This is a genomic window from Termitidicoccus mucosus (genome assembly GCF_038725785.1).
Taxonomy (GTDB): domain Bacteria; phylum Verrucomicrobiota; class Verrucomicrobiia; order Opitutales; family Opitutaceae; genus Termitidicoccus; species Termitidicoccus mucosus.
Genome location: NZ_CP109796.1, coordinates 5,077,653 through 5,098,379 on the forward strand (window position 1 = coordinate 5,077,653; position 20,727 = coordinate 5,098,379).

Genomic DNA, 20,727 nt, shown 5'->3' on the forward strand with positions numbered 1-20,727 from the left:
TTAAACTTTAATTAAGCCGTCACCATGAAAAAACAGCCCCGCAATCCAAATCCGACCGTCCCCCCGAACCGCCGGGGAGCGGTGAAAATTCCCGTGCCGTCCGCGCTGGCCCTGCTGCTGGCGGCGCTCCCGCCGCTGGCGGGGCAGGAGACGCCCGCCCCTCAGTCCCCTTCGCCCTCCGACGACGAAATCGTCACCCTCTCCGTTTTCGAGGTCACCGACAGCCGCGACGTCGGCTACCACGCCTCCACCACCCTCGCCGGCACCGGCACCGGCGAGGACCTCAAGAACATCCCCATGTCCGTTGACGTGCTCACGAAGGAATTTCTGGAGGACATCGGCGCCACCGACATCTATGAGGCCTCCCGCTATGCCCTCGGCGGCGAATTCAGTCCCAACGACGGCGACGCCACCAGCGGCCCCGACCTGCGCAGCTTCAGCTTCCGCGGCTTCCGCACCGCCTGGCAGACGCGCGACTTTTTCATCTGGCAACTGCCCGCCGACGGCTACAGCTACGAGCGCCTCGACTTCATGCGCGGGCCGAACGCCGTCCTCGCTGGCGACGCCGAGCCGGGCGGCGTGATGAACATAAACACCAAGCGCGCGCATTGGAAAAACCGCACCACCCTCGGCGCGCGCGTCGGCTCGTGGGGCCGCTACCGCGGCACGCTCGACTGGAACCGCGCCGTCACCAAAAACTGGGCCATCCGCCTGAACGCGGTCTATGACGAAAAGGAAAGCTGGAAGGACTGGGTGGGCGACACCCGCAAGAGCGCCCTCCTCTCGACCACCTTCAAGCTAAGCCGCATGACGCAGCTCCGCTTCTCCGGCGAATACGGAAAACTCGACTCCCACCCCGGCTTCTCGCTCCCCCGCGAGCAATACTCCGTCTGGGAGGCCGCCGGCTCGCCCGCGCACACCCGCTATTCCGCCGGCGGCTCCGCCTACGGCACCAACCGCATGGGCACAAACGCCGCCACTCCCGGCTATTGGTATATCTATGACAACGCGGCCAAACAGTTGCGCGACTGGAACGGCATGGGCCAGACCAACCTCCCCTCCGGCAACAACTCCAAGCCGCTCATCGACGAATCCATCTACCCGCGCGACCTGCAACTCACCGGCCCCGATACCTATAACAATCGCGAATACTGGACCGTCACCGCCTGGTTCGAGCACCGTTTTACCCACGACCTCACCTTCGAGCTGGCCTATAATTACCAAACCTACACCCGAAACGGCTTGCTCCCCAACGGTATCAACTACCTCCACCGCGATCCAAACCCGCTCCTCCCCGACAACATCACCCCGAACCCCCACTTCGGCGACACCTACGCGGACTACCGCTGGCAGAAAAGCTGGACAAAATTCGCCGGCCACAGCTACCGCGCCGCGCTCGTTTATGATTGGGACCGGCTCTCGTGGACAAAACAACGCTTTCACCTCGGCATCGGCGCCCGCTCCGAATCCTCCGACCGCTGGACTTCCGCCGAAATCTGGGACAACCCCGCCGCCCTCGCCAACCATACCATCACCAGCAAATACCTCTACCGCCGCATTTATGTTTCCGACGCGCGCGCCCCCGGCGCCCTCCGCTTCGACGGACTGATTGACGACCCCGACGGCACCGGCGTCGTCTCCTACTTCGCCCCGACCGTGAATATGGACGCGACGAAAACCTTCATGTCCTACGGCCAGCTCTCCGCCTCCGGCGAATACTTCGGCGGCATCATCCGCTCCACCCTCGGCGTCCGCCGCGATTATGCGAAAAACAAAACCCACGAGGCGCTGCTCGACGAGGTCACGCGCATCTACGCCTACGACCCCGCCTCCCCGGAGCGCACGACCCTCGATGTCAACAATACCTCCGTCATGGCCGGCATCATATACAACTGGTGGAAACCGCTCTCGTTCACCTTTAATTATTCGCAATCCTACCGCCCAGCCAGCCAGCCCGTGTTTCTTATTGACGGCAACAACCCGCCGCCCCGCCTCGGCACCGGCAAGGAGGTCGGCATCCGCTACAGTGCGCTCAACGACCGCCTCTCCATCTCCGCCTGCCTCTACGACATCACCCAGGAAAACAATGTCATCTCGTTCACCTCCTTTAATATAAATCCGCTCACCCAAATCAACGCCATCTGGAACGACACCGTCATCAACACGCTGCATCCGGGCTGGATAAACAACGACCTTCCGGGCGAGGACAACGACCGCCGCGAGATGGAAAGCGTCCGCGGGCGCGGCTTCGAGGCCGCCGTCCACCTCAACCTCACCCGTGGGTGGGCGTTCCGCGCCAGCTACGGGCTGGCGGACAACGAGACCTCCGAGACCGCCGTGCTCACGCGCGCTTATATAGAAAGAAACATGCCGCAATGGGAGGCGATGGCCGCGTCCGACCCCGCGATCGCGAACTCCATTGGCGATCGCATTGACAACCTGAAGGAATTCCTAAAGGGCCAGGTTCCCGGCTCGAAATCGCTCCGCGTCAGCCGCCATACCGCCAACATGTTCACGCGCTACGCCTTCAGGCACGGCCGGCTGAAGGGCCTCTCGCTCGGCGGTGGCCTCAATTACAGAAGCGGTGTGATTTTATATTACGACGGCGACAAAAACCCCGTCCGCGGCACCGGCGGCACCTTGGTGAACCTGATGGCCGGCTACGCCTTCAAGGCCGGCCGCACCCAGTGGAACCTCACCCTGAATATAAACAACGCCCTCAACCACATCACCATCCGCCAGCTCTCCGCCGCCTCCGCCTCCTACGCCGACCCTCGGAGCTGGTCCCTGAACACCAGCGTGACTTTTTAATATAAAACCCCGTCACCGCACCTCCTCCCTCCCGCCATGAAAACAGTCATCACACAAATCCTCCGCCGTGCCGCCCTGCCGGGCATCTTGCTCGCGCTGGCAAACCACTCCCTTCCGCTGCGCGCCCAGGAAATCATCTTCGGGACCGGCAGCACGAACCCCGCCACCGGCGCCCTCGTCGCCGGCGGCACCGTGCGGCTCACCGGGGATGACGCCACGCTGCAACTCGACAACGGACGGACCCTCACCGTGAGCGACTATGTGAGTATCGGCGGCGCGTTCACCGCCTTGGGGGGCAAGGACCTCACCTTCCGGCCTTTTGACGACCTGCCCGGACAGTGGGCGCGGTTGGACATGACGGGCGGCGCCCGCATTTTTTCGACCGCCCTGCCGGCGACCGGCACCCAGACGCTGCACCTTGACCGCGTCATTCTCTCCAGCGGGTCGGGATCGGGCGGAGGAGCACTGAATGCGACGGGGGCCAATGCGAACAACGCCCTGATTATCGAAGGCGATGTCGTCTTTTTGAACAATGTTTCCGGCGGGGTGTCCGGGGCGGTGAATGCAAACCCCGCCATGCTGGTTTTCACCGGCACGACGATCTTTCAGGGAAACTCAGCAGGCCGTCCCGCCAACAGCTCCGACCACGGCGGAGCGCTATATTATTATCCCAACACCTATTCCGGCACCCTGCTGTTCCAAAACGACGTGCTTTTCTTGAGCAACACCATGAACGGCGCCCAGGGAGGCGCGCTGTCAGTGCGCTACAGTGCCAGTTCGCCGACGACCACGGCGAAATTCATGCGCAACACGACTTTTATAAACAATACCGCATACACCAACGGCGGCGGCGCGGCTTTTTATGACATCCGCGTGCCGGTTGAGTTTGCCGGCGACGTCACCGTTGCAGGAAATCAGGCCAAAAACGGCCATAGCGGCGGAATGGCCGCCCCCGTGGGCACGATTTTGTTTTCCGGGACGCATAACCCCGGCGCGACGACCGTGCTCTTTTCCAGCAACACTGCCGCCACGAATGCCGGGGGCCTCACCGCGGTCGTGGTGGATTTCACCGGGGGACTGTTAAAGTTCACGGACAACACGGCGGTCTCGGGGAATGCGGGCGGGATAAACAACACGGGGACGCTGCGGATAACCGGGAGTTATGCTTTTTCCAACAACCAGGCGGGCGCGGCGGGCGGCGCGGTATACTCCAACGCCTCGGGCGCCAACATCACTTTGAACGGCTCGGGCAGCTTTGCCGGCAACATCGCCGGCGCCACGGGCGGTGCGATTCACCTGAACGGTGCCGACACTTTTCTGGATATCCGGGACGGGGCGCTCTTCACCAACAACGCGGCGGGCGGCGACGGCGGCGCCATCTATGCGAAAACCGGGGCGAAGCTGTCCCTGACGGCGGCCACCGGCGACATTGTCTTCCGCGACAACAAGGCCGGTGCGGCCCTCGCCGGGACAGCCGGCGGCTTCGTGGCGTCGGGCGGGACGGCCAGCGCGATTTATTTTGAAAACACCGGCTCCCTCGACATCCACGCCGACGAGGGGCGGAGTGTGGTGTTTGACGATCCCCTCACTGGATCGGCGACCGCCGCGGTGACACTCCGCAAAACCGGCGACGGCATCCTCTCTTTCGGCACCCACGCTTCCGACGTCACCTTGGACACCACGGTCGAGGCCGGCGTGATGCGACTGACGGGTGGCGCGGTTTACGGAAAAAGCGGCACCGGTTCCTTCACCCTCAACGCGGGCCGCCTGGAGGGAAATGGGAAAATCCAGACCAAGGATGCGACCTTGGCCAACGGCGTCGGCCTCACGGTGCTCGACGGCGGCGCGCTGGTGATCGAGGCAGCCGGCGGCGGCATGGTGAGCGCGGGCGCCGGGCTCAAGCTCGCGGGAACCGGCACACTGTCGCTCGTCGGCGCGTCACAGTTGAACGCGGGCGAAATCACCGTGGGCGCTCTCGCCGGCCCCGCCGCGGGGACGCTCACGCTCACCAACACGCTCGCACTGGATGCAGGTGCGGTGCTGCGCTACGATTTATACACGGGCAACCAGTCCGACCGGGTGGACGCGGCAGGCGTCAGCCTGCTGGGCACCGGCACGATCAGGCTGGGGACAGTGGCGACGGGCTCGTTCACCGTGATGACCTGGACGGATGCGGGGCTGTCTGCGGGCGATCTCGCCTCGCTGGCTGTGCGCGACGCCAACGGCGGGGAGCTTAACGCGCGCAACACCGCCAGTTTGCTCCTCTCCGGGAACAGCCTCGTGCTGAACAATGTCACGTCCAGTCTCGACATGGAATGGACGGGCGCGACGGGCACCCTGACGTGGCAGTCGTCGCCGGCCGAGTCCGCGAACTGGACGGACAGCGCCGCGACGAACCCGGAACTGTATTTCCGCAACGGTGACAGCGCGCGCTTCGGCGCCACCGCCACCGGCAGCGTTACGGTGGCGCCCGCGGGCGTGACGGCCTCCGGCATCGAGGTCGCCGTCACCGCCGGCACGCTGACCTTTGCGGGCGGCACGATCACCACCGATGCCGCCAGCGCCGAGGCGGGCGCGACGCTCACCGGCACCACCGGCAAGCTGGTCAAGACCGGCGCCGGCACGCTGGTGTTTTCCAACACGGCCAATTTGTTCAAAGCCGGCATCGAGCTGGGCGGCGGCGTGCTCGTCTTCAACAAGGCGAACCAGCTCGCCACGGGGGCGGGCGCGGGGATCTTGTTCACGGACGGCGCCACCCTGCGCGCCAGCGCGGACATCACGGGATTCGCCACGGGCATCACCATCGCCGACGGCAAGACCGCGGCGTTCGACACGCAGAACCACGCCGTCGGCTATTCGGGCGTGCTGGCGCTGGCACCGGCGGCGACGAGCGGAACCTTCGTCAAGACCGGCAGCGGCGCACTGACGCTCTCGGGCAACAACACCGCCTACACCGGCGCGCTCCGCGTCAACGCGGGCAGCCTGCTGCTCGCGCCCGGCGCGCAACTGGGCGGCGCGGTCACGGTGGCGAATGGCGCGGTGTTCGGCGGCGCGGGAACGGCGACCGGTGGCGTGTCGCTGCTGGGAGGCTCGGTCTTGCAGGTCGGCGGCACGCTGGAAATCGGCGGCGCGTTGACCGTCGCGAACGCGGAGCTGGTGTTTAACGGCACCAACACCCGGCTTGATGCGGGCTCGGTGGCGGCCAGCGGCTCAAACACTATCGACCTGCAAGGCTTTAACCCGGGCACCTACACGCTGGGCAACATCGGCGGGCTGATGGCCTCCGCCACCGTGGCGATTACGATCGACGGCAATCCGCTGATAGAGGGCTCCCGGTCGTCCGCCAATGCGTTTGAAGACGCCGGCACGCTCAAAGTGAATTACAGCGCGGGCGCGTCGCTGCGGGTGACGTGGACCGGCACCGGCGCGAGCAACACGGTGTGGGACACCGCCAACAACAACTGGTCGAGCACCGGCGACACCAAGTTTGCCGCTGGCGACACGGTGGTGTTTACCGGGAGCGGCGCCAATCTGGCGCTCAACCTCGTGGGCACCACGGTGACGGTCTCCGACTTGGAGGTCGGCGGCTCCGCCGCGCTCCGGTTCACCGGCGTCGGCATCGTGGCCGACAAAGACTCCGTGCGGGAGCCGGGCGTGTCCGAAATAACCGATGCCAAAGGGCAGCTCAGGAAAAGCGGTGCGGGGCTGCTCACGCTGGACAACGCGGCGAACCAGTTCAAGGGCGGCATCGTGATGTCGGGCGGCACGCTGGCGTTCAGCCGGGCCGACCAAATCGGCACCACGGGCACGACCATCGCGTTTGCCGCCAGCGCGGCGCTTGCGTCCGGCGGCTCCGTCGCCATGACGCTGGACAACACCATCACCATCGACGCCGGCGCGGTCGCGACCGTGGCCGTGGACGCGCCGTCTCTGACGCTGGCGGGCGCGCTCGGCGGCAGCGGCACTCTCGCAAAGACGGGCGCGGGCATGCTGGTCTATTCCGGCACCGCGGCGCTGGGCCATGCGGCCACGCGAATTGACGACGGGCTGGTCAAACTCGCGGGGATTCCCGGTGCCGCGAGTGCCGGAGTCGTCCACCTCTTCGACCTCAACGGAGGCTGGCTCGATTTGTCCGACTCTCCCGCCTTCGACACATCGGGCTCCACCGCGAACGACTGGGCGCAGCTCACCATCACCGGCGAGGCCGGCCGCGTGATCGGCGGCAACGACAAAATCGTTCTGGGCAATGGTGCCATCGGCTTCGGCATCGGCCACGCCACCGACGTGGACAAACAGGGCCTGTTCGTGGAGGTCGCCGCCGGCGCGGGCGTGGCAGTTATGACGGGCAGCAATTATTACGCGGGCTACACGAGGATTCTCAGCGGCACTCTGCGTGTCATGGACGACGCGCAACTGGGCCTGGCGGCTTTGAATCGCGAAATTATTTTTGCGGGCGCGGGTGGCGCGGCTCTGGAAATCGCGTCGGCGGCCTTCTCGTCCAGCCGCGCGATCGACCTGCGCGCCGACGGAGTGATCGGTGTTTCCGATGCCGCCGGGATTGCGACTTGGGCGGGCGTGATTTCGGGCAGCCATTCGCTGACAAAAACCGGCGACGGCACGCTGGTGCTCGCCGGCTCCAATGATTACACCGGCGGCACCGTGATCGCCGGCGGCACGCTGGCGGGCAGCACGACCAGCCTGCAAGGGCGCATCACCAACAACGCTTCGCTGGTCTTCGACCAGCAGGCCGTGTCCAGCGAATATTCCGGCACGGTCACGGGCGGCGGCAAGGTGTTCAAAAGCGGCCCGGGCGGGCTGGTGCTCGCCGGGCGCATCGAGGCTGGAGAATTCAATATAGACGGCGGCGCGGTGACCATCGGCGGCGGAAACCCGATTGCCACCACCACCGCCTTCAACATCGGCTCCGCCGGTTCGCTGCGCGGCACCGGCACCATCGGCGGCGGCGCCACCCGGTTCCTCAACCGGGGCGCGCTTTACGTGGGGAAGGCCGCCGGCCAGGCCGGCCCCGGCACACTGACGCTCCATGGCGATTACTTCGGGGAAAACGACGCCAGCCTGACCCTCGCCGTGACTTGGGAGCAGGGCACTGTCATCGACGCGGACAAACTGGTGATCAGCGGAAGTGCATCGGGCCGCACGACCATCAAGCTGGCCGGCACCGGGGCCATCGGCCAGACTGCCGCCGCCAGCGCCGATGAGCTGGTGGTTGCGCAGGGCGGCTCCTCGGAGGATGCCTTTGAGCTGGACCAGCCCTACATGAGCGGGATTTACGAGATGAGCCTGCGCAACAACGGCGGCACATGGTCGCTGGTTGCCAATGAAATCGCCCCGGATGTGCCGGCGGTCTTGGGGGTGGACGCCTCCGCGCTTTTCATCGGAAAAGCCTCGATGGAGTCCCTCGGCAAACGATTCACGGCCACGCGCTCGCTCAATGTCCCGCACCGGTTTGAATTGTGGCTGAACGGGCTCTATCGCGAGGACAACATCTCGGACACCGCCTATGAGGGGACGGAATCGCACACCGCGGGCGTGCAAGTCGGCGGTGACTGGAGCCTCGCGCTTGGCGGGGCCGGACGCCTGACCTTGGGGTTGTTTTATGATTATGCCCGCACGGACATGACCCTGCCCTTTGCGGACTCCTCGACGGAGACGGAATCGCACGGTTTCGGCGGTTATGCGGCCTACAAAGTCGGCGCGTGGTTCGCCAACGGGTTGTTCCGCATGGGCCGGGAAGATTACACGGTGAGCATGCTCCGCACCCCGGCCTTCGTGATGGAGGGTGACAGTTGGGCCGCATCCATCGAGGCCGGGCGCGTCTTCGAGGTGGACTCTCGCTGGAGGGTGGAGCCGCAGGTCCAGTTGTCTTGGCAAGGGCACAGCATCGACGACGTGACGGATAAGTTTGGCCGGACATTCGTCGTGGACAGCGTGAGCTCCTTCGACGCCCGCGCCGGCGTGCGCCTCTGGGAGGAGTATCAATGGAAACCCGGCCTGTTGATCACTCCCTACGCGCGCCTCGGCGCCGCGTATGAATTCAAGGGCCGCGGCCGGGTGACGGTGGCGGGCACCCCGTTTGAAAACGACCTGTCCGGGCTGAACGGCCTGTTCGACGCCGGTCTGGCCATGCAGTTGGGCAAGGGACTGTCGCTCCATCTCGACGGCTCATGGTATCTCGGTCGCAAGCTCGACGGCTACAGTTTCAATCTGGGCGCTGCGTATGCATGGTGATGATATTGGCCTGGGCTTGAGATCATGCGCGGCTTGGCGCGGCCAATCGGAATTCGCGTTGGCTGTGTCATTAGCTCGAATCCGATAAGGCATAAGCTCGATTCAAATATGCTCTGAATCAATGTCCTATGTCATAGGATTTCCGTCGGGATTTTATAAACTGCCTGCCGCCTCGAAAGACGTGGCGACGGTTGGTTTAATGGCTCCGATAAGGTGCCATTGATATTATCTCCTTGATGTTCATTTGTGTCGCATGTGCGGGGGAGCGCACGGACAATATCCCCCATGCAATCGGAAGACAACGGATATCAGAAGGCAAAGGCTGCAACCCGGCGCACGCTCAGCATGATTCACTTCACACTGGGATTGGTGGGTCTCGGCCTGCTGGCGCTGCCTGTCCATCTGATGGTCAAGGGAGCGTTGTTCTCATCGGCATGGATGGCCGTGGGCGGAGCGGTGGTGGGCTTGTTTGGCATCGGTCTGGTGCGTGCCGTCTGGGAAGACATGGGCAATGACATTTGACTGTCGCTGCCGCCGTCACGGTAGCGAAACAGAAACCCGCCGGGCGGTCCCCGGAAAAACACGGGATAGGTGACCCGGCTCCCGGTCTGGCCGGTCATGAACTTTGGACTTAAACTATATTCCTTCACCTTTGCGGTGAGGAACAATCATTCTCCAGTGCGCTTCATTCTTTCGGCTTGGTGAGCGCATCCAGGCCGGCGATCAGGCCGGCCACGCTTTCGCCCCGGCAGCTTTTCCCTTTCCGGGCGTATTTTTTCCAGTCGCCGGGGCGGTCCATCAGACCGGCGGAGTGAAGGTAGTCACAGGCTTCATCAAGCGTGGAAACCGGCTTTTTTCTGGAGACGGCGTTGATGATAAGGATCTCAACATAGTCGCCGGCGCATTTCTTGCCCGCCCGCGCATTGGCCATCCAGTAAGAGGCCTCCCTGATGATGCCGCGCTCCTTGAGCGCGTTGACAGAGGCTTCGAGGCCGGCGCCTTGGGCGGCGGGTTTGTTTATAGTTTTATTTCCGGAGAGCACCTGGCCGTCCTTCAATAATCTTTCGCGGAGTTTATTATAATCGACCTTCTGCACGGCGACGCCGTCGTCCATCGCGATCGCGGCGGCGGTGGCGGCGGACTGGCCGAAGATCATGAACACCGGCTCCATGCGAATCGAGCCGTAGGCGATGTGCGAGGCCGACATGCACACGGGCACGATGAGGTTTTCGCATTCGCCCTCGCGCGGGATGAGGGCGCGGTAGCTGACGGGGTAGGGCGGGAAACCCTTCACCTCGACATTGCCCTCGTTGCGAACGTGGCCGTTCGCGTCCACGTAGCGCTGGGTATTGTGCGAATCCATGGTGTAGGCGGCCATGCCGATGGAGTCGTCCACGGTCTCGCGCCCTTGGCAGTGGTGCTGCGTCATGACCAGCGCTCCCGCCATGCGCCGCGCCTCGCGAATATATAACTGTCCCGGCCAGCCGCCGGTTTCGGCAAACTCGTCCTTGGTCACGCCCCACTTGGCGACCTGTGCGCGGACGTCCTCGGGCACGCGCGGATGATTGGCGAGCGTCCACATGAGGCCCTGCTGGTATAACAAATGGCGGCGGACGATTTCCTCGCGGGTTTTATAATCGGCCTCGGGATAATCATAATTCTGTCCGATGAAATCGGTGGAGAATCCGGCGCGGTTGTTGGTGTCGGTTTTGCGGTTGGGCATGGGTGAGTTTATCCAGGGCACGCCCTGCTGGCCGGCCTCGTAGTTGCGGAAGAGCAATTCATACCAGTCTTCGCGGTAGCCGTCGGGTTTGGCAAAGGGAACGCGGTTGTCCGGATGGTCGGTCAGGCACATGCGGAAGCAGTAAGCCTGCACGCGGCGGTCGCCCGCGCCTTCCTCGCCGGGGCCGGCCGGGTCGATAAAAGGGAGTAAGCCGCTCGAGGGATCGCCCTTTCTCACATGGGGATCGATGCCGGGGCGGAGGTTGTGGCCCCTGGCATTGCGCGTTTGCACGCCGTTCAGGGTCTCATCATAGAGTGCATTGGCCTCGCGTCCCACGGCATAACTCACGCCGGCGAGCGCCATGAGGTCGCCCTCGTAGGTGGCGTCGATGAATATTTTCCCTCTGAATTCGCGTCCGGACTCGGTGCGGAATCCGGCGATGCGCGGCCCGTTCTTGACGACACCGTTCCGGCGGTCGAGGCGCTCGCCCTTTATGATTTCAATGCCGTCGCGCCGCACCCACTGCTCGAAGATTTTCAACGCGACGGACGGCTCGAATGTCCACATGGCCGCCTCCTCGCGCGCGGTGCCGGACTGGCCGTGGGATTTGTAGGTGTCAGGGCCCTGCCATTGCCATGAGGCGGGGTCGTTGTAGTGTTTGTGGACGGCCTTGTAGAACTCGAGCGAGATGCCGCCGATGGCGTGTTTGTTGCCGATGTCGGTCTGGCCAAGGCCGCCGGTGGTCAGCCCTCCGATGCGGTCGCCGGGCTCGACGACAATGACGGACTTGCCCATGCGCACCGCCTGCACGGCGGCGGCGATGCCGGCGGAGGACGCGCCATAGATCACGATGTCACGTTCGACGGGGCGGGGGGCGGGCGCGGCGATGACCTTGGCGCCGAACGATGACAGAAGCGCAAGCAGAATGCGCAAGATGGGTTTCCGAAAGCATATCATGGTCGTATGGGGTGGCATAATGATTGGTTCGTAGTTACTTTCGATGGTTGAAAAGTAAAATTCAAACAGCAATGGCGCTCCCAGTCGCCGCGGTCCCGCGCATCCCTCACCGAAAACGTCGAAGAACCAGGGGAACGAAGAAAGCGGGAATGACATCACTTTGAATTATGCCCGGGGGGGCTCACCTTTTGCCGCCGCATTTTGGGCGCGGGCTGCGGCTTGGGGATGCTTTTCCAGAAACGCGAGGACCTCGGCGCGCATCTCCTTGACGGCGGCGCGGGTGGCGGGGGTTTTCAGCATGTCACGGGCGATGGCGTGGCCGATAAGGCCGCCAGCTTGGGTGTCGGAGGGATAGTGGACGCCGGCGAGGACGCGGCACCACATGATTTCGCGGCGGGCGCTGGTGAAGAAGGTTTCGTATTCGGGCATGGCCGCGCTGAAAAGCACCTCCCAAAGCGCGCCGGAGGCGGAGTGACCGCTCGGGTAGGAGGTGCCCGCCGGGCGGTTGGGCACGCATTTCTCGACGCCGAGGCCGCGGTCATAGGGGCGGGTGCGGCTCCACTGGTCCTTCATGGCGTGGACGATCTCGCCGCGCTCGGTGGTGGCCCGGCGCAGGAAGGCGTAGGTGCGCGGCAGGTTCTCCTTGGTGAAGTCCGGGCCGAACAGCCACGCGCCCAACGACATGACATTCTGTTTCTCGACGCGGCGCGCGCGTTCGACTTGGGCGGGGGTGCGGTCTTTCTGGACTTGGAGAATCGTCTCGATATCGGCCAGACCGGCGGGCGAGTCGTCCGCCGGCGGCGGCGGGAGCATCGCGTAGAAAACCTCGGGGGCGGTCGTGAGAAAGCGCGGCTCCGCCGCTCCCAAGGAAATGATAAACAAGAGGGTCGCAATGAGCGGGGCGATATATGTTTTTTTCATGGTCAAGGTTTCCGGCTATTTTGAATGGATGTTTTCACGGCAAGGACGCGAAGGCGCAAAGTCCCGAGCGAAGCGGCACTCTCAACTGGCGGCGAACCAAACCTATATCGTTGTATGTTCTTTCTGGGATGAGGGAGCCCGGCATGCGTCCGCCCGCCCGCCGGACGTGTGTGTTTATCATATCAAACAGGCGTCAGGCTGGCCGGGTAGGTTTTGGCGGCTTCTTTGGCGTAATCGGCCAGCTCGGCGGCAAGGCGCGCGGGCGGCCAGCCGGCGGCGGCGGCCATCCAGCCGGCCACCTCGGCCGCGCGCGCCGGCATGTCGGGCAGGTAATAATGCCAGCTCGTGCGGCGCATCATCACGTCGGCCAACGAGACGGCCCACTCGTTTTCCACGTAGTGCCTCACGGCGGCCTCGCCATAGGCGGGCGGGATGATGCCGCTGTAGGGCGCGGCTTCGTCGGCGGGCAGGAGCGGTTCCTTCGCGGTGCGGCAGGGCTTCGCGGCGAACTTGAGATGCCTGACGATTTGGCTGACGGCCTGCTCGGCCATGAGGCGGTAAGTGGTCAGCTTGCCGCCGGCGATGTCCCACCAGCCTTCCACGGGATTTTTGATCTGGTGCGCGCGGGAGGTGTCGGAGGGCGTGCCGTCGCGGTTGGCGATGAGCGGGCGCAGGCCCGACCACGAACTGATGATATCATCGCGGCCGAGGTTGACCGAGGGGAAGGTCGTGTTGACCGTGTGCAGGACATAGTCGATATCTTCCAAGTCCACGCGCACATTCTCGGGTTTGGCGTCATAATCGGTGTCGGTGGTGCCGATGATGAGGCGTTCGCCCCAAGGGATGAGGAAGAGGATGCGCTTGCCCTCGACCATCGTCACTGCCTCGCCCTCGGCGACGGAGACGCGCTTGCGGTCGACGACGATGTGAATACCCTTCGTCAGGCGGAGCTTCACGGCGCTGTGGGGGATTTTTTCGGACCACGGACCGGCGGCATTGAGGATGGCGCGGGCACGAAGCGCGAGTTTTTCGCCGGTGAGCGTGTCCTCGATTTCGCAGCTCCACGCGCCGTTCTCGCGCTTGGCGTCGGTGAAGCGGGTGTAGTTGGAGATGAGCGCGCCGCTTCTCACGGCGGAGCGGAGGGTGTCGAGGGTGAGGCGGGCGTCGCTGGTGAGGGCGTCGTAGTAACGCACGGAGCCGCGCAGCCCGGCGGTGTTGATTTGCGGGAGCTTGCCGAGGGTCTCGTTCTTGGTGTAGCCGCGGGAGGGTTTGAAGTTTCGCCCGTTGCAGAGCAGGTCATACATTTTCACGCCGATGCGCATCTGCCACAGGGGGCGACCGTTGATTTTATAAACGGGAAATATAAACCCGAGGGGCTGCCCGAGGTGCGGCGCGATGGCGTGGACGATTTTTTTCTCCACGCTGGACTCGTGCACGAGGCCCACGCGGCCCTGTTCGAGATAGCGCAGGCCGCCGTGGAGCAGGCGGCTGGAGCGGCTGCTGGTGCCATAGGCGAAATCATAACGATCGACCAGACCGGTGCGCAGGCCGCGCATGGCGGCGTCGCGCGCGACGCCGCTGCCCACGATGCCGCCGCCGATGACGAGCAGGTCGAGCGGTTTTTCCGCGAACCGGCGGAAGGTTGCCTGGCGTTTTGCAGTGATGTTGATGCTCATGGGTGATGATTGAGTTTGCCGCACGATGCTTGTCGCGCGGCGTCGAGGAGTTCGCCGAGTCCCGCCAGGTTTTCGACGATGACATCCGGTTTGACGGCAGAGGCGTCCGCGTCCTGGCGCGTGGCCTCGCCGGAGAGGACCAGCACGCCGAGGCAGGCGGCGTTTCCGGCCATGGCGATGTCGGTGTAGATGCGGTCGCCGACCATCGCGACCTCGGCGGTCTGGAGGCGGTGGCGCCGGAGGATGCCGGTAAGCATCGAGGGATCGGGTTTTCCGAACACCCGGTCCGGCGCGCGGCCCGTGGCGGTTTGGATGGCCGCGCAAATCGAGCCGCAATCGACCAGCACCGTGGGCCGGTCGGTCGGGCAGACGCGGTCGGGATTGGTCGCGAACCAGGGTCGGGCCTGCGAAACCCACCAGGCGGCGCGGCACAGGCGGGCGTAGGCGAGGGTCATGTCGAAGCCGACGACGACGGCATCGGGCACGTCGGCGGGATCGTCGGCCGCGGCTTCATAGCCGGCCTTTTCAAACTCGGCGATCATGCTGGGCGTGCCGAGCAGGAAGAGGCGGCGCAGCGCGGGGTGGTTTATTTTCAGATAATCGATGGTGGCCTGCGCGGATGTATATAATTGTTCCGGCGTGGCGGTGAGCCCCATGTGTTCCAAATGCGCGAGATAATCGGCGGAGCTTTTGGATGGATTGTTGGTGAGGAAGGTGTGGCCGATGCCGAGCCGGGCAAGGGATTCGAGGAAGGGTCTTGTCCAGGGGAAGAGTGTTCCTCCCTTGTAAATGGTGCCGTCCATGTCGAGGACGACGTGGCGGATGCGGGCGAAGGCGGCGGTGGCAGGCATGAAGAATGACGTGGCGGCTGCGCCGCCAGCTTATATTGAAGGTCGAAGTTGAAGGGTTTGCTTTGGAGCCGGAGGCTTGATCTTGAAACTTAAACCGGACGCGAAGCGTCCCCGTAGCCGTGGGCTTTGGCGCGCCAGGCGAAGGCAAAGAGGAGGCTGCCGGCCAGACCGGTGGCGGCGATGGCGCCGAGTGCGACGCCCCAGCCGTGGGTTTGGGCGAGTTTGCCGAGACCCCAACCGGTGAGCAGGGCGCTGCCGTAGCCGAACAAGCCGGTAAGTCCCACGGCCGTGGCGGCGGCGCGTTTGGTGGCGAGGTTGGCCACCGCGATGCCGACAAGCGCCTGCGGGCCATAAATAAAGAAGCCGGCCAGAAAGAGCGGCAACATGGCCAGCCAGACAGGCGCCGTCGCCCATAGCTTCCAGAACAGCAGCATGGAGAGGGTCGCCAGCACCATGCAGATGAGGCACACGCGCGCGCCGCGGCCGCCGAACAGCTTGTCGGTCATTCGACCCGCCACCAGCATCCCCGCCACGCCGGAGATCTCAAAGGCGGCGATCATCCAGCCCGCCCCGACCAACGGCACATGGCGCGTTTCCGTCAGCATGGTCGGCCCCCAGTTGAGCACGGAATAGCGCATTGTATAGACAAAGAAATTCGCGACGGCGATGATCCAGATATAGGGATTGCGAAACACATGCTCGCCCGCGAAGCGCATGAACTCGCCGAAGGACTGTTTCGAAATGGCGCCCGTTGAGCCCGTGGTCGCTATTTCCGGCAGCCCGACGGAGCCCGGCGTGTCGCGCAGCACCAGCCAAAGCGTGGCGGCGAGCAGGAGCACCAGCAGGGCTGGTCCGAAAAATCCCCAGTGCCAGCCGAAATGGGTGACGATATAACCGCAGCCGATGGAGGCCAGCCCCATGCCGATGGAGTGCGAGGTGTTCCATATGGACATTTTGGTGGCGAGTTGTTCCGGCGGAAACCAGTGCGTCATCAACCGTGCGCAAGGAGGGAAACCCATGCCCTGAATCCAGCCGTTGGCCATCCATACCGCGCCCAGCATAATGAGGGAGGTGCCAAAGCCGAAAATGATATTTGCGGCGGCGGACAGGACGAGACCGGTGACCATGAACACGCGGGCATTGGCGCGGTCGCCCAGAATGCCGTTGGCGAACTTCGACACGCCGTAGAGCAGGCCGTTAAGGGTGATGAAGATGCCCAGATTGGTCTTGGTGTAGCCGTCGGCCTGCATCGCGGGGATGGCGAAGCTTAGGCTGTTTCGCACAAAATAAAACGCGATGTAGCCAATCATCGCGCCGACCAGCGTGCGGTTTTGCCAATAGCGAAATTTCCGATCGGTGGCGGAAGACATGAAAGGGATGCAGGAGTTAGGAATTAAGAAGTGGAACCGGAGTGCGTCTTGCGCGCTGAATAAAAAATACAGGGAGAAGTTTTGGGCGCATGAGTCTGGATTTATTAACTCTTGATTTCCCATGCGCCGCCCGGCGCAAAGAGCGCGCCGAGCGCGGCGTCGAGCCATCCCGCCCGGGTGGCGAGATCGAGGACGGTGAAACGGCGGCGGATGTGCCAAGCTTTTATAAAACTGTCGCGCAGACGCCGGCGGGTGATGCCGATTTGCTCGGGCTCCACGGGCGCGCCCACGGCCTGGAGACGTTGCTTGACCTCGGCATAGGGAATGAGCTGGCGGCGGAGCTTTGCGCAGAGCGCGGGCCACCCGGTTTTCAACAAGGCGAGTTGTCCGTGGAGGGCGGCGGCATCGATATATTTTGCCATGGTCTCGCGTATGGCGGTCTCCTGGAATTCCGTGGAGGCGAACATGGCGGCCGTGCGTGCCTCGACCGTCCGCGCATCGGGCCAGCGGGCGCAGATGGCGTCGATATTGAGGGCACCGGCATCCATGCGGAGCAGTTGTTCGTAGAAGGCGGTGACGGCGAGCGTGGCCACGCCGACCTTGAAGCCGTGCGAGGGCGCGGCGCCGTTGTGCGTATGGTGCTCCATGTCCCAGAGATGGCTGAACTGATGCTCGGCCCCCGATGCGGGACGGCTGGACTGCGACCACTGCATGGCGAAGCCGCCAAGCATGAGCCCCTCGGTGAGCGCGTGGATGGCGGCGGCATCACCCGCGCGGGCGGCGGCGGGCCGGGCGAGCGCGTCGCGGAGGCCGCCCTGCACGATCGTCCAGGCTTTTGTATCAATGGGCTCCTCGCCGAGCGCGTCGGCCAGTATCCAGTCGGCGCCGGCGGTGACTTTGGCCAGCAGGTCCGCGTAGCCGGACGCGGTCATTTCCGGCGGGGCGTTTTTGATGATGTCGATGTCCGCGAGCACGGCCCGCGGCGCGGGGCAGGCGAGGGTTTGCTTGGCGTTTTGGTAGGTGATGGATGCGCCGAACGCGGTGTAGCCGTCCATCGAGGCGGCGGTGCCGATGCAGAAATACGGACGGCCTGTCTCGTGGGACGCGCGCTTGGCAAGGTCGTTGATGGTGCCGGACCCGACGGCGACGGGAATGGCCTCGTGGGTCTTCAACGACGCGGCGAGCTGCTCCACATATTTATATTCGGCATAGAGGGCGGGGTCTGTGTATATGAACGGTTCGATGAGCGGAACCCCGCCGTCAGCGAGCGCGTCGTGGACGGACTGCCCGACGACAGCCATGGTGTGCCGGTCCGCGACGATGACAGCCTGCCGCCCGGGAAATTGTTGCTTGAAAACTCCGGCGACCCTCCCGATGCCGCCGCGCTCGATCACGAGGGCCTTGGTCTCGCGCGCGGCTGCCAGGGCCTCCTGCGGCGCGAGGCGCGGAATATCAAACAGACTGCGTGCATCTGACACCTGCGGTGAAAGAAGGGGCGGATTCATAAATATTTGGTTTATATAGATTGTATCTGCGGCGGAGGCACATGGAGCACCTCTCATCCGGGGCCGGAGCTGCAAAAGCATGCCGCACCGGATGTGGTGGCAGACAGGGAATGATTTATTAAAAAGTGTTTTTTAAAAATATGGGGCGTTGGCGTCCTATCTTTTGCCATGCCTGGCGTAATAGGCCTTGATCTCGCGCATGGTCACATCGGGGTGGTCGGTTGCAAAGGAGGCCACGCCGAGGTCCATCAGGGCGGCGTAGGCGTCGTCGTTGGGCATCCAGGGGAACGCCTGGTAAGTGATGCCGAGGGCGCGCAGGCGCACGCCGAGGCGGCGGATGAAGTCGAGCGTGTGGTTGAACGGCTCGTCAGGGTCGGTCGTGCAGGGAATGTTCTTCCAGTTTTTGCCCCCGTCGGTGGCGGGATTATAGTTTTTTCCGTTCCGGTTCGGGTGGACGTGGAGTTGGAGCGAGGTGATGGCCTTGATGTCGCCGCTGGCGACGAGGTCGTCGAGGATTTTTGTGATTTCCTGTTCGCCGCCGGGCATCCAGAGGAGCGTGCCGGACTCGGGCACGAGTTTCTTCCACGTGACAAGAAACGGCGGTTTGTTGGAGGCGACGATGACGCGGTCGGCGACGCCGGCGTCCCTCACCACGGCCGCGAGTTTGGCAAAGTCCACCTTTTTGATGTCGAGGTAAAGGCGCAGGCCGGGCTTGTCGGACATGTAGGCGAAAATATCGGCCATTTTCGGGACGCGCCGGCCCTTGAACTGCTCGCCCTTCCACGCGCCGACATCGAGGGTTTGGAGAAATTCCCACGTGCTTTTTTCGACGGAGCTTTTCTTGAGCGTGTCGTCGGCGTCCTTTATGAGGCGCGAAAAGTTGCCGTCGTGGAAGGAGACGATGACGCCGTCCTTGGTGGCGCGGACATCGGCCTCGGGGATGGTGCCGAGGGACCAGCCGAGCTTGAAGGACTCCAAGGTGCCTTCCTCGGCGAGGTCGCCCGCGCCGCGGTGGCTTTGCACGACGAAGTTTTCGAGCGCGATGTGGTCGGTGACATTCCAATCGCTCTTGACCGGGACACCCCCGCCGGATGGACAGGCCGGATTCCGGGCGGAGGAAACAAACGGGGCTGCGGCGAGGAGCAGCCCTGCGAAGACAATGCGGGGGATCATTTTTTTGATTTTTTGGTTTTGGATTTGGCGGCATCCGACTGCGCGGCGGCCTCCAGCAGCGCACGCGCGCCGGGCTCGTCGATGACAAGGCCCTTGAGGAAGCCACCCGCGGCGGCGGCCAGGATGGAAGCAGAGCGATCTGAGCCCGAGACCACGCCGATGACCTGCGGGATTTTGGCCAGCTGCCCGAGTTCGACGCTCATCACGCGGTCGCGCCAGGATGTGGCGCATTCTTTGCCGGAGGCATCGAAAAAGCGTCCGCAGATTTCGCCGATGGCGCCGGCCGTCTTCAAGTCGGCGATGTCCTGTCCCTTCAGGACGCCGCGCTCGATAAAGACTGAGTTGTCGAGCGTGCCGACGCCGACAATGGCGAGATTGGCCTGATTGAGGTGGGTGTTCACCACGCGGACCTGTTCGAGGGCAAGCAGGGCGTCGCGCATTTTTTTCTCGTGCACATAGGCGGGGGTGTTCATCGCGACGAAACTGCCGCCGAGTCGCTGGGAAAGCATGCGACCGATTTCCTGGGCGTCGAAGGTGCTCACGGTTGAGTCCACACTGCCCATGGACTGAACGACGACGGGAAGCTTGTTCCTGGACTCGGGGATGTTCTGGGCAAGGGCGTGGATGGTGCGCCCCCCGGCAATGGCGATGACGCCCTTGGGCTGGATGAGCGATTCGAACGCCGCGGAGGCGAACAGGCCGATGGTCTTGCGCAGGTCGTCGGAGGAAAGGCCGTCGGGGGCCTTGATGACAATGGCGGCGGAGAACCCGAGCTGGACGCGCAGGCGGGCCTCGAGCTCGCGGTCGCGGGGCTCGTAGTCCGCGACGGTGATGCGAACGATGCCGCGCTCGCGCGCCAGGGCGAGGAGGCGGGAGACCTTGGCCTGCGAAACCTTCACGAATTTCGCCACCTCGTTCTGTCCCATGCCTTCCACGTAATAAAGACGGGCGGCAAGGTGTAACTGGTCGTCTGAATAATTATTCTGCATGGGAATCATTAATATTTGGGTTGGTGTTCATTGGATGTCAAGGAATGAATATGTGATTTTATCAGGCCGTGCGCAAATCTTCACGGATCGGGCGGGATTGGGTCGGGGTGTTTCCGTGCGCATCAATGTCCATATGTGAATGAATATAACGATATGCTGTGCGGCCAGCAAGGCGTGGCGTCCAGGATGCACTTGCTGCGGGGCGTGTGTTGCCGGTCGCGGGGTGGGGCGTGGTGTTTCCTCTATGTCATATTTGGCATTTAGTTGTTTGGCCGGGTCCTGTGCCTTTTGGATGCCAAAAGAGGGCGGCTGTGGCAAGGTGTTCTTTGGGCTGGGTTTCGGGACTGGATCGATTTTCGGTTCCGGGCTTGAATGTCGCGTGATTGTCACGAGGGTGTCATATAAATGGCAAGGAGGCGCGGTAATATTAATGTGTTGTAAGTAAAAGGACGGTTATATCCTAATTTGAATATTTATTCTATATAAAAATGTTGACTATATT

General features: G+C 63.5%; 11 protein-coding genes. 3 read left to right on the forward strand and 8 right to left on the reverse strand.

What is annotated here, in order from left to right:
* The first annotated feature begins 24 nt into the window (after positions 1–24).
* The 3 genes from OH491_RS17765 (at position 25) to OH491_RS17775 (ending at position 9,582) form a co-directional block, all read left to right on the forward strand.
* Positions 25–2,811 (forward strand): TonB-dependent siderophore receptor, encoded by a 2,787-nt coding sequence (locus OH491_RS17765; RefSeq protein ID WP_068770267.1) that lies wholly within the window; start codon positions 25–27, stop codon positions 2,809–2,811.
* A gap of 36 nt (positions 2,812–2,847) precedes the next feature.
* Positions 2,848–9,060, forward strand: a complete 6,213-nt coding sequence (locus tag OH491_RS17770; RefSeq protein ID WP_068770266.1) for an autotransporter outer membrane beta-barrel domain-containing protein — start codon at positions 2,848–2,850, stop codon at positions 9,058–9,060.
* Positions 9,061–9,345: 285 nt separating this feature from the next.
* Positions 9,346–9,582, forward strand: coding sequence for a hypothetical protein (locus tag OH491_RS17775; protein ID WP_068770265.1), 237 nt, complete (start codon positions 9,346–9,348; stop codon positions 9,580–9,582).
* Between the two features lie 163 nt (positions 9,583–9,745).
* Here OH491_RS17775 and OH491_RS17780 read toward each other — a convergent pair whose 3' ends face one another.
* The 8 genes from OH491_RS17780 to OH491_RS17815 all read right to left on the reverse strand — a co-directional run bounded on the left by OH491_RS17780 (position 9,746) and on the right by OH491_RS17815 (position 20,225).
* Positions 9,746–11,716 (reverse strand): FAD-dependent oxidoreductase, encoded by a 1,971-nt coding sequence (locus OH491_RS17780; protein WP_334319283.1) that lies wholly within the window; start codon positions 11,714–11,716, stop codon positions 9,746–9,748.
* Between the two features lie 189 nt (positions 11,717–11,905).
* Positions 11,906–12,661 (reverse strand): phosphatase PAP2 family protein, encoded by a 756-nt coding sequence (locus tag OH491_RS17785; protein WP_068770263.1) that lies wholly within the window; start codon positions 12,659–12,661, stop codon positions 11,906–11,908.
* A 182-nt stretch (positions 12,662–12,843) separates the two neighbouring features.
* The gene (locus OH491_RS17790; RefSeq protein ID WP_068770262.1) at positions 12,844–14,337 is read right to left on the reverse strand and encodes a glycerol-3-phosphate dehydrogenase/oxidase; all 1,494 of its coding nucleotides are present in this window, start codon (positions 14,335–14,337) and stop codon (positions 12,844–12,846) included.
* On the reverse strand, positions 14,334–15,188 hold the full coding sequence (locus OH491_RS17795; protein WP_068770261.1) for an HAD-IIA family hydrolase: 855 nt from the start codon (positions 15,186–15,188) through the stop codon (positions 14,334–14,336). Before OH491_RS17795 ends, OH491_RS17790 begins: the two co-directional genes overlap by 4 nt.
* Before the next feature lie 89 nt (positions 15,189–15,277).
* The gene (locus OH491_RS17800) at positions 15,278–16,558 is read right to left on the reverse strand and encodes an MFS transporter (RefSeq protein WP_068770260.1); all 1,281 of its coding nucleotides are present in this window, start codon (positions 16,556–16,558) and stop codon (positions 15,278–15,280) included.
* A 104-nt stretch (positions 16,559–16,662) separates the two neighbouring features.
* Positions 16,663–18,063, reverse strand: a complete 1,401-nt coding sequence (locus OH491_RS17805; RefSeq protein WP_084442165.1) for a sn-glycerol-1-phosphate dehydrogenase — start codon at positions 18,061–18,063, stop codon at positions 16,663–16,665.
* Positions 18,064–18,219: 156 nt separating this feature from the next.
* A complete protein-coding gene (locus OH491_RS17810; protein WP_068770259.1) occupies positions 18,220–19,236 on the reverse strand; it encodes a glycerophosphodiester phosphodiesterase in 1,017 nt (338 codons plus the stop codon).
* Positions 19,233–20,225: a sugar-binding transcriptional regulator gene (locus OH491_RS17815; protein WP_334319282.1), complete on the reverse strand. Its 993-nt coding sequence runs from the start codon at positions 20,223–20,225 to the stop codon at positions 19,233–19,235. Before OH491_RS17815 ends, OH491_RS17810 begins: the two co-directional genes overlap by 4 nt.
* Positions 20,226–20,727 lie beyond the last annotated feature (502 nt).

Coding starts and splice junctions, on each gene's coding strand:
- OH491_RS17770 (WP_068770266.1), top strand. CDS start 2,848: ATGAAAACAGTCATCACACAAATCCTCCGCCGTGCCGCCCTGCCGGGC.
- OH491_RS17815 (WP_334319282.1), bottom strand. CDS start 20,225: ATGCAGAATAATTATTCAGACGACCAGTTACACCTTGCCGCCCGTCTT.
- OH491_RS17775 (WP_068770265.1), top strand. CDS start 9,346: ATGCAATCGGAAGACAACGGATATCAGAAGGCAAAGGCTGCAACCCGG.
- OH491_RS17795 (WP_068770261.1), bottom strand. CDS start 15,188: ATGCCTGCCACCGCCGCCTTCGCCCGCATCCGCCACGTCGTCCTCGAC.
- OH491_RS17785 (WP_068770263.1), bottom strand. CDS start 12,661: ATGAAAAAAACATATATCGCCCCGCTCATTGCGACCCTCTTGTTTATC.
- OH491_RS17765 (WP_068770267.1), top strand. CDS start 25: ATGAAAAAACAGCCCCGCAATCCAAATCCGACCGTCCCCCCGAACCGC.
- OH491_RS17805 (WP_084442165.1), bottom strand. CDS start 18,063: ATGAATCCGCCCCTTCTTTCACCGCAGGTGTCAGATGCACGCAGTCTG.
- OH491_RS17790 (WP_068770262.1), bottom strand. CDS start 14,337: ATGAGCATCAACATCACTGCAAAACGCCAGGCAACCTTCCGCCGGTTC.
- OH491_RS17800 (WP_068770260.1), bottom strand. CDS start 16,558: ATGTCTTCCGCCACCGATCGGAAATTTCGCTATTGGCAAAACCGCACG.
- OH491_RS17810 (WP_068770259.1), bottom strand. CDS start 19,236: ATGATCCCCCGCATTGTCTTCGCAGGGCTGCTCCTCGCCGCAGCCCCG.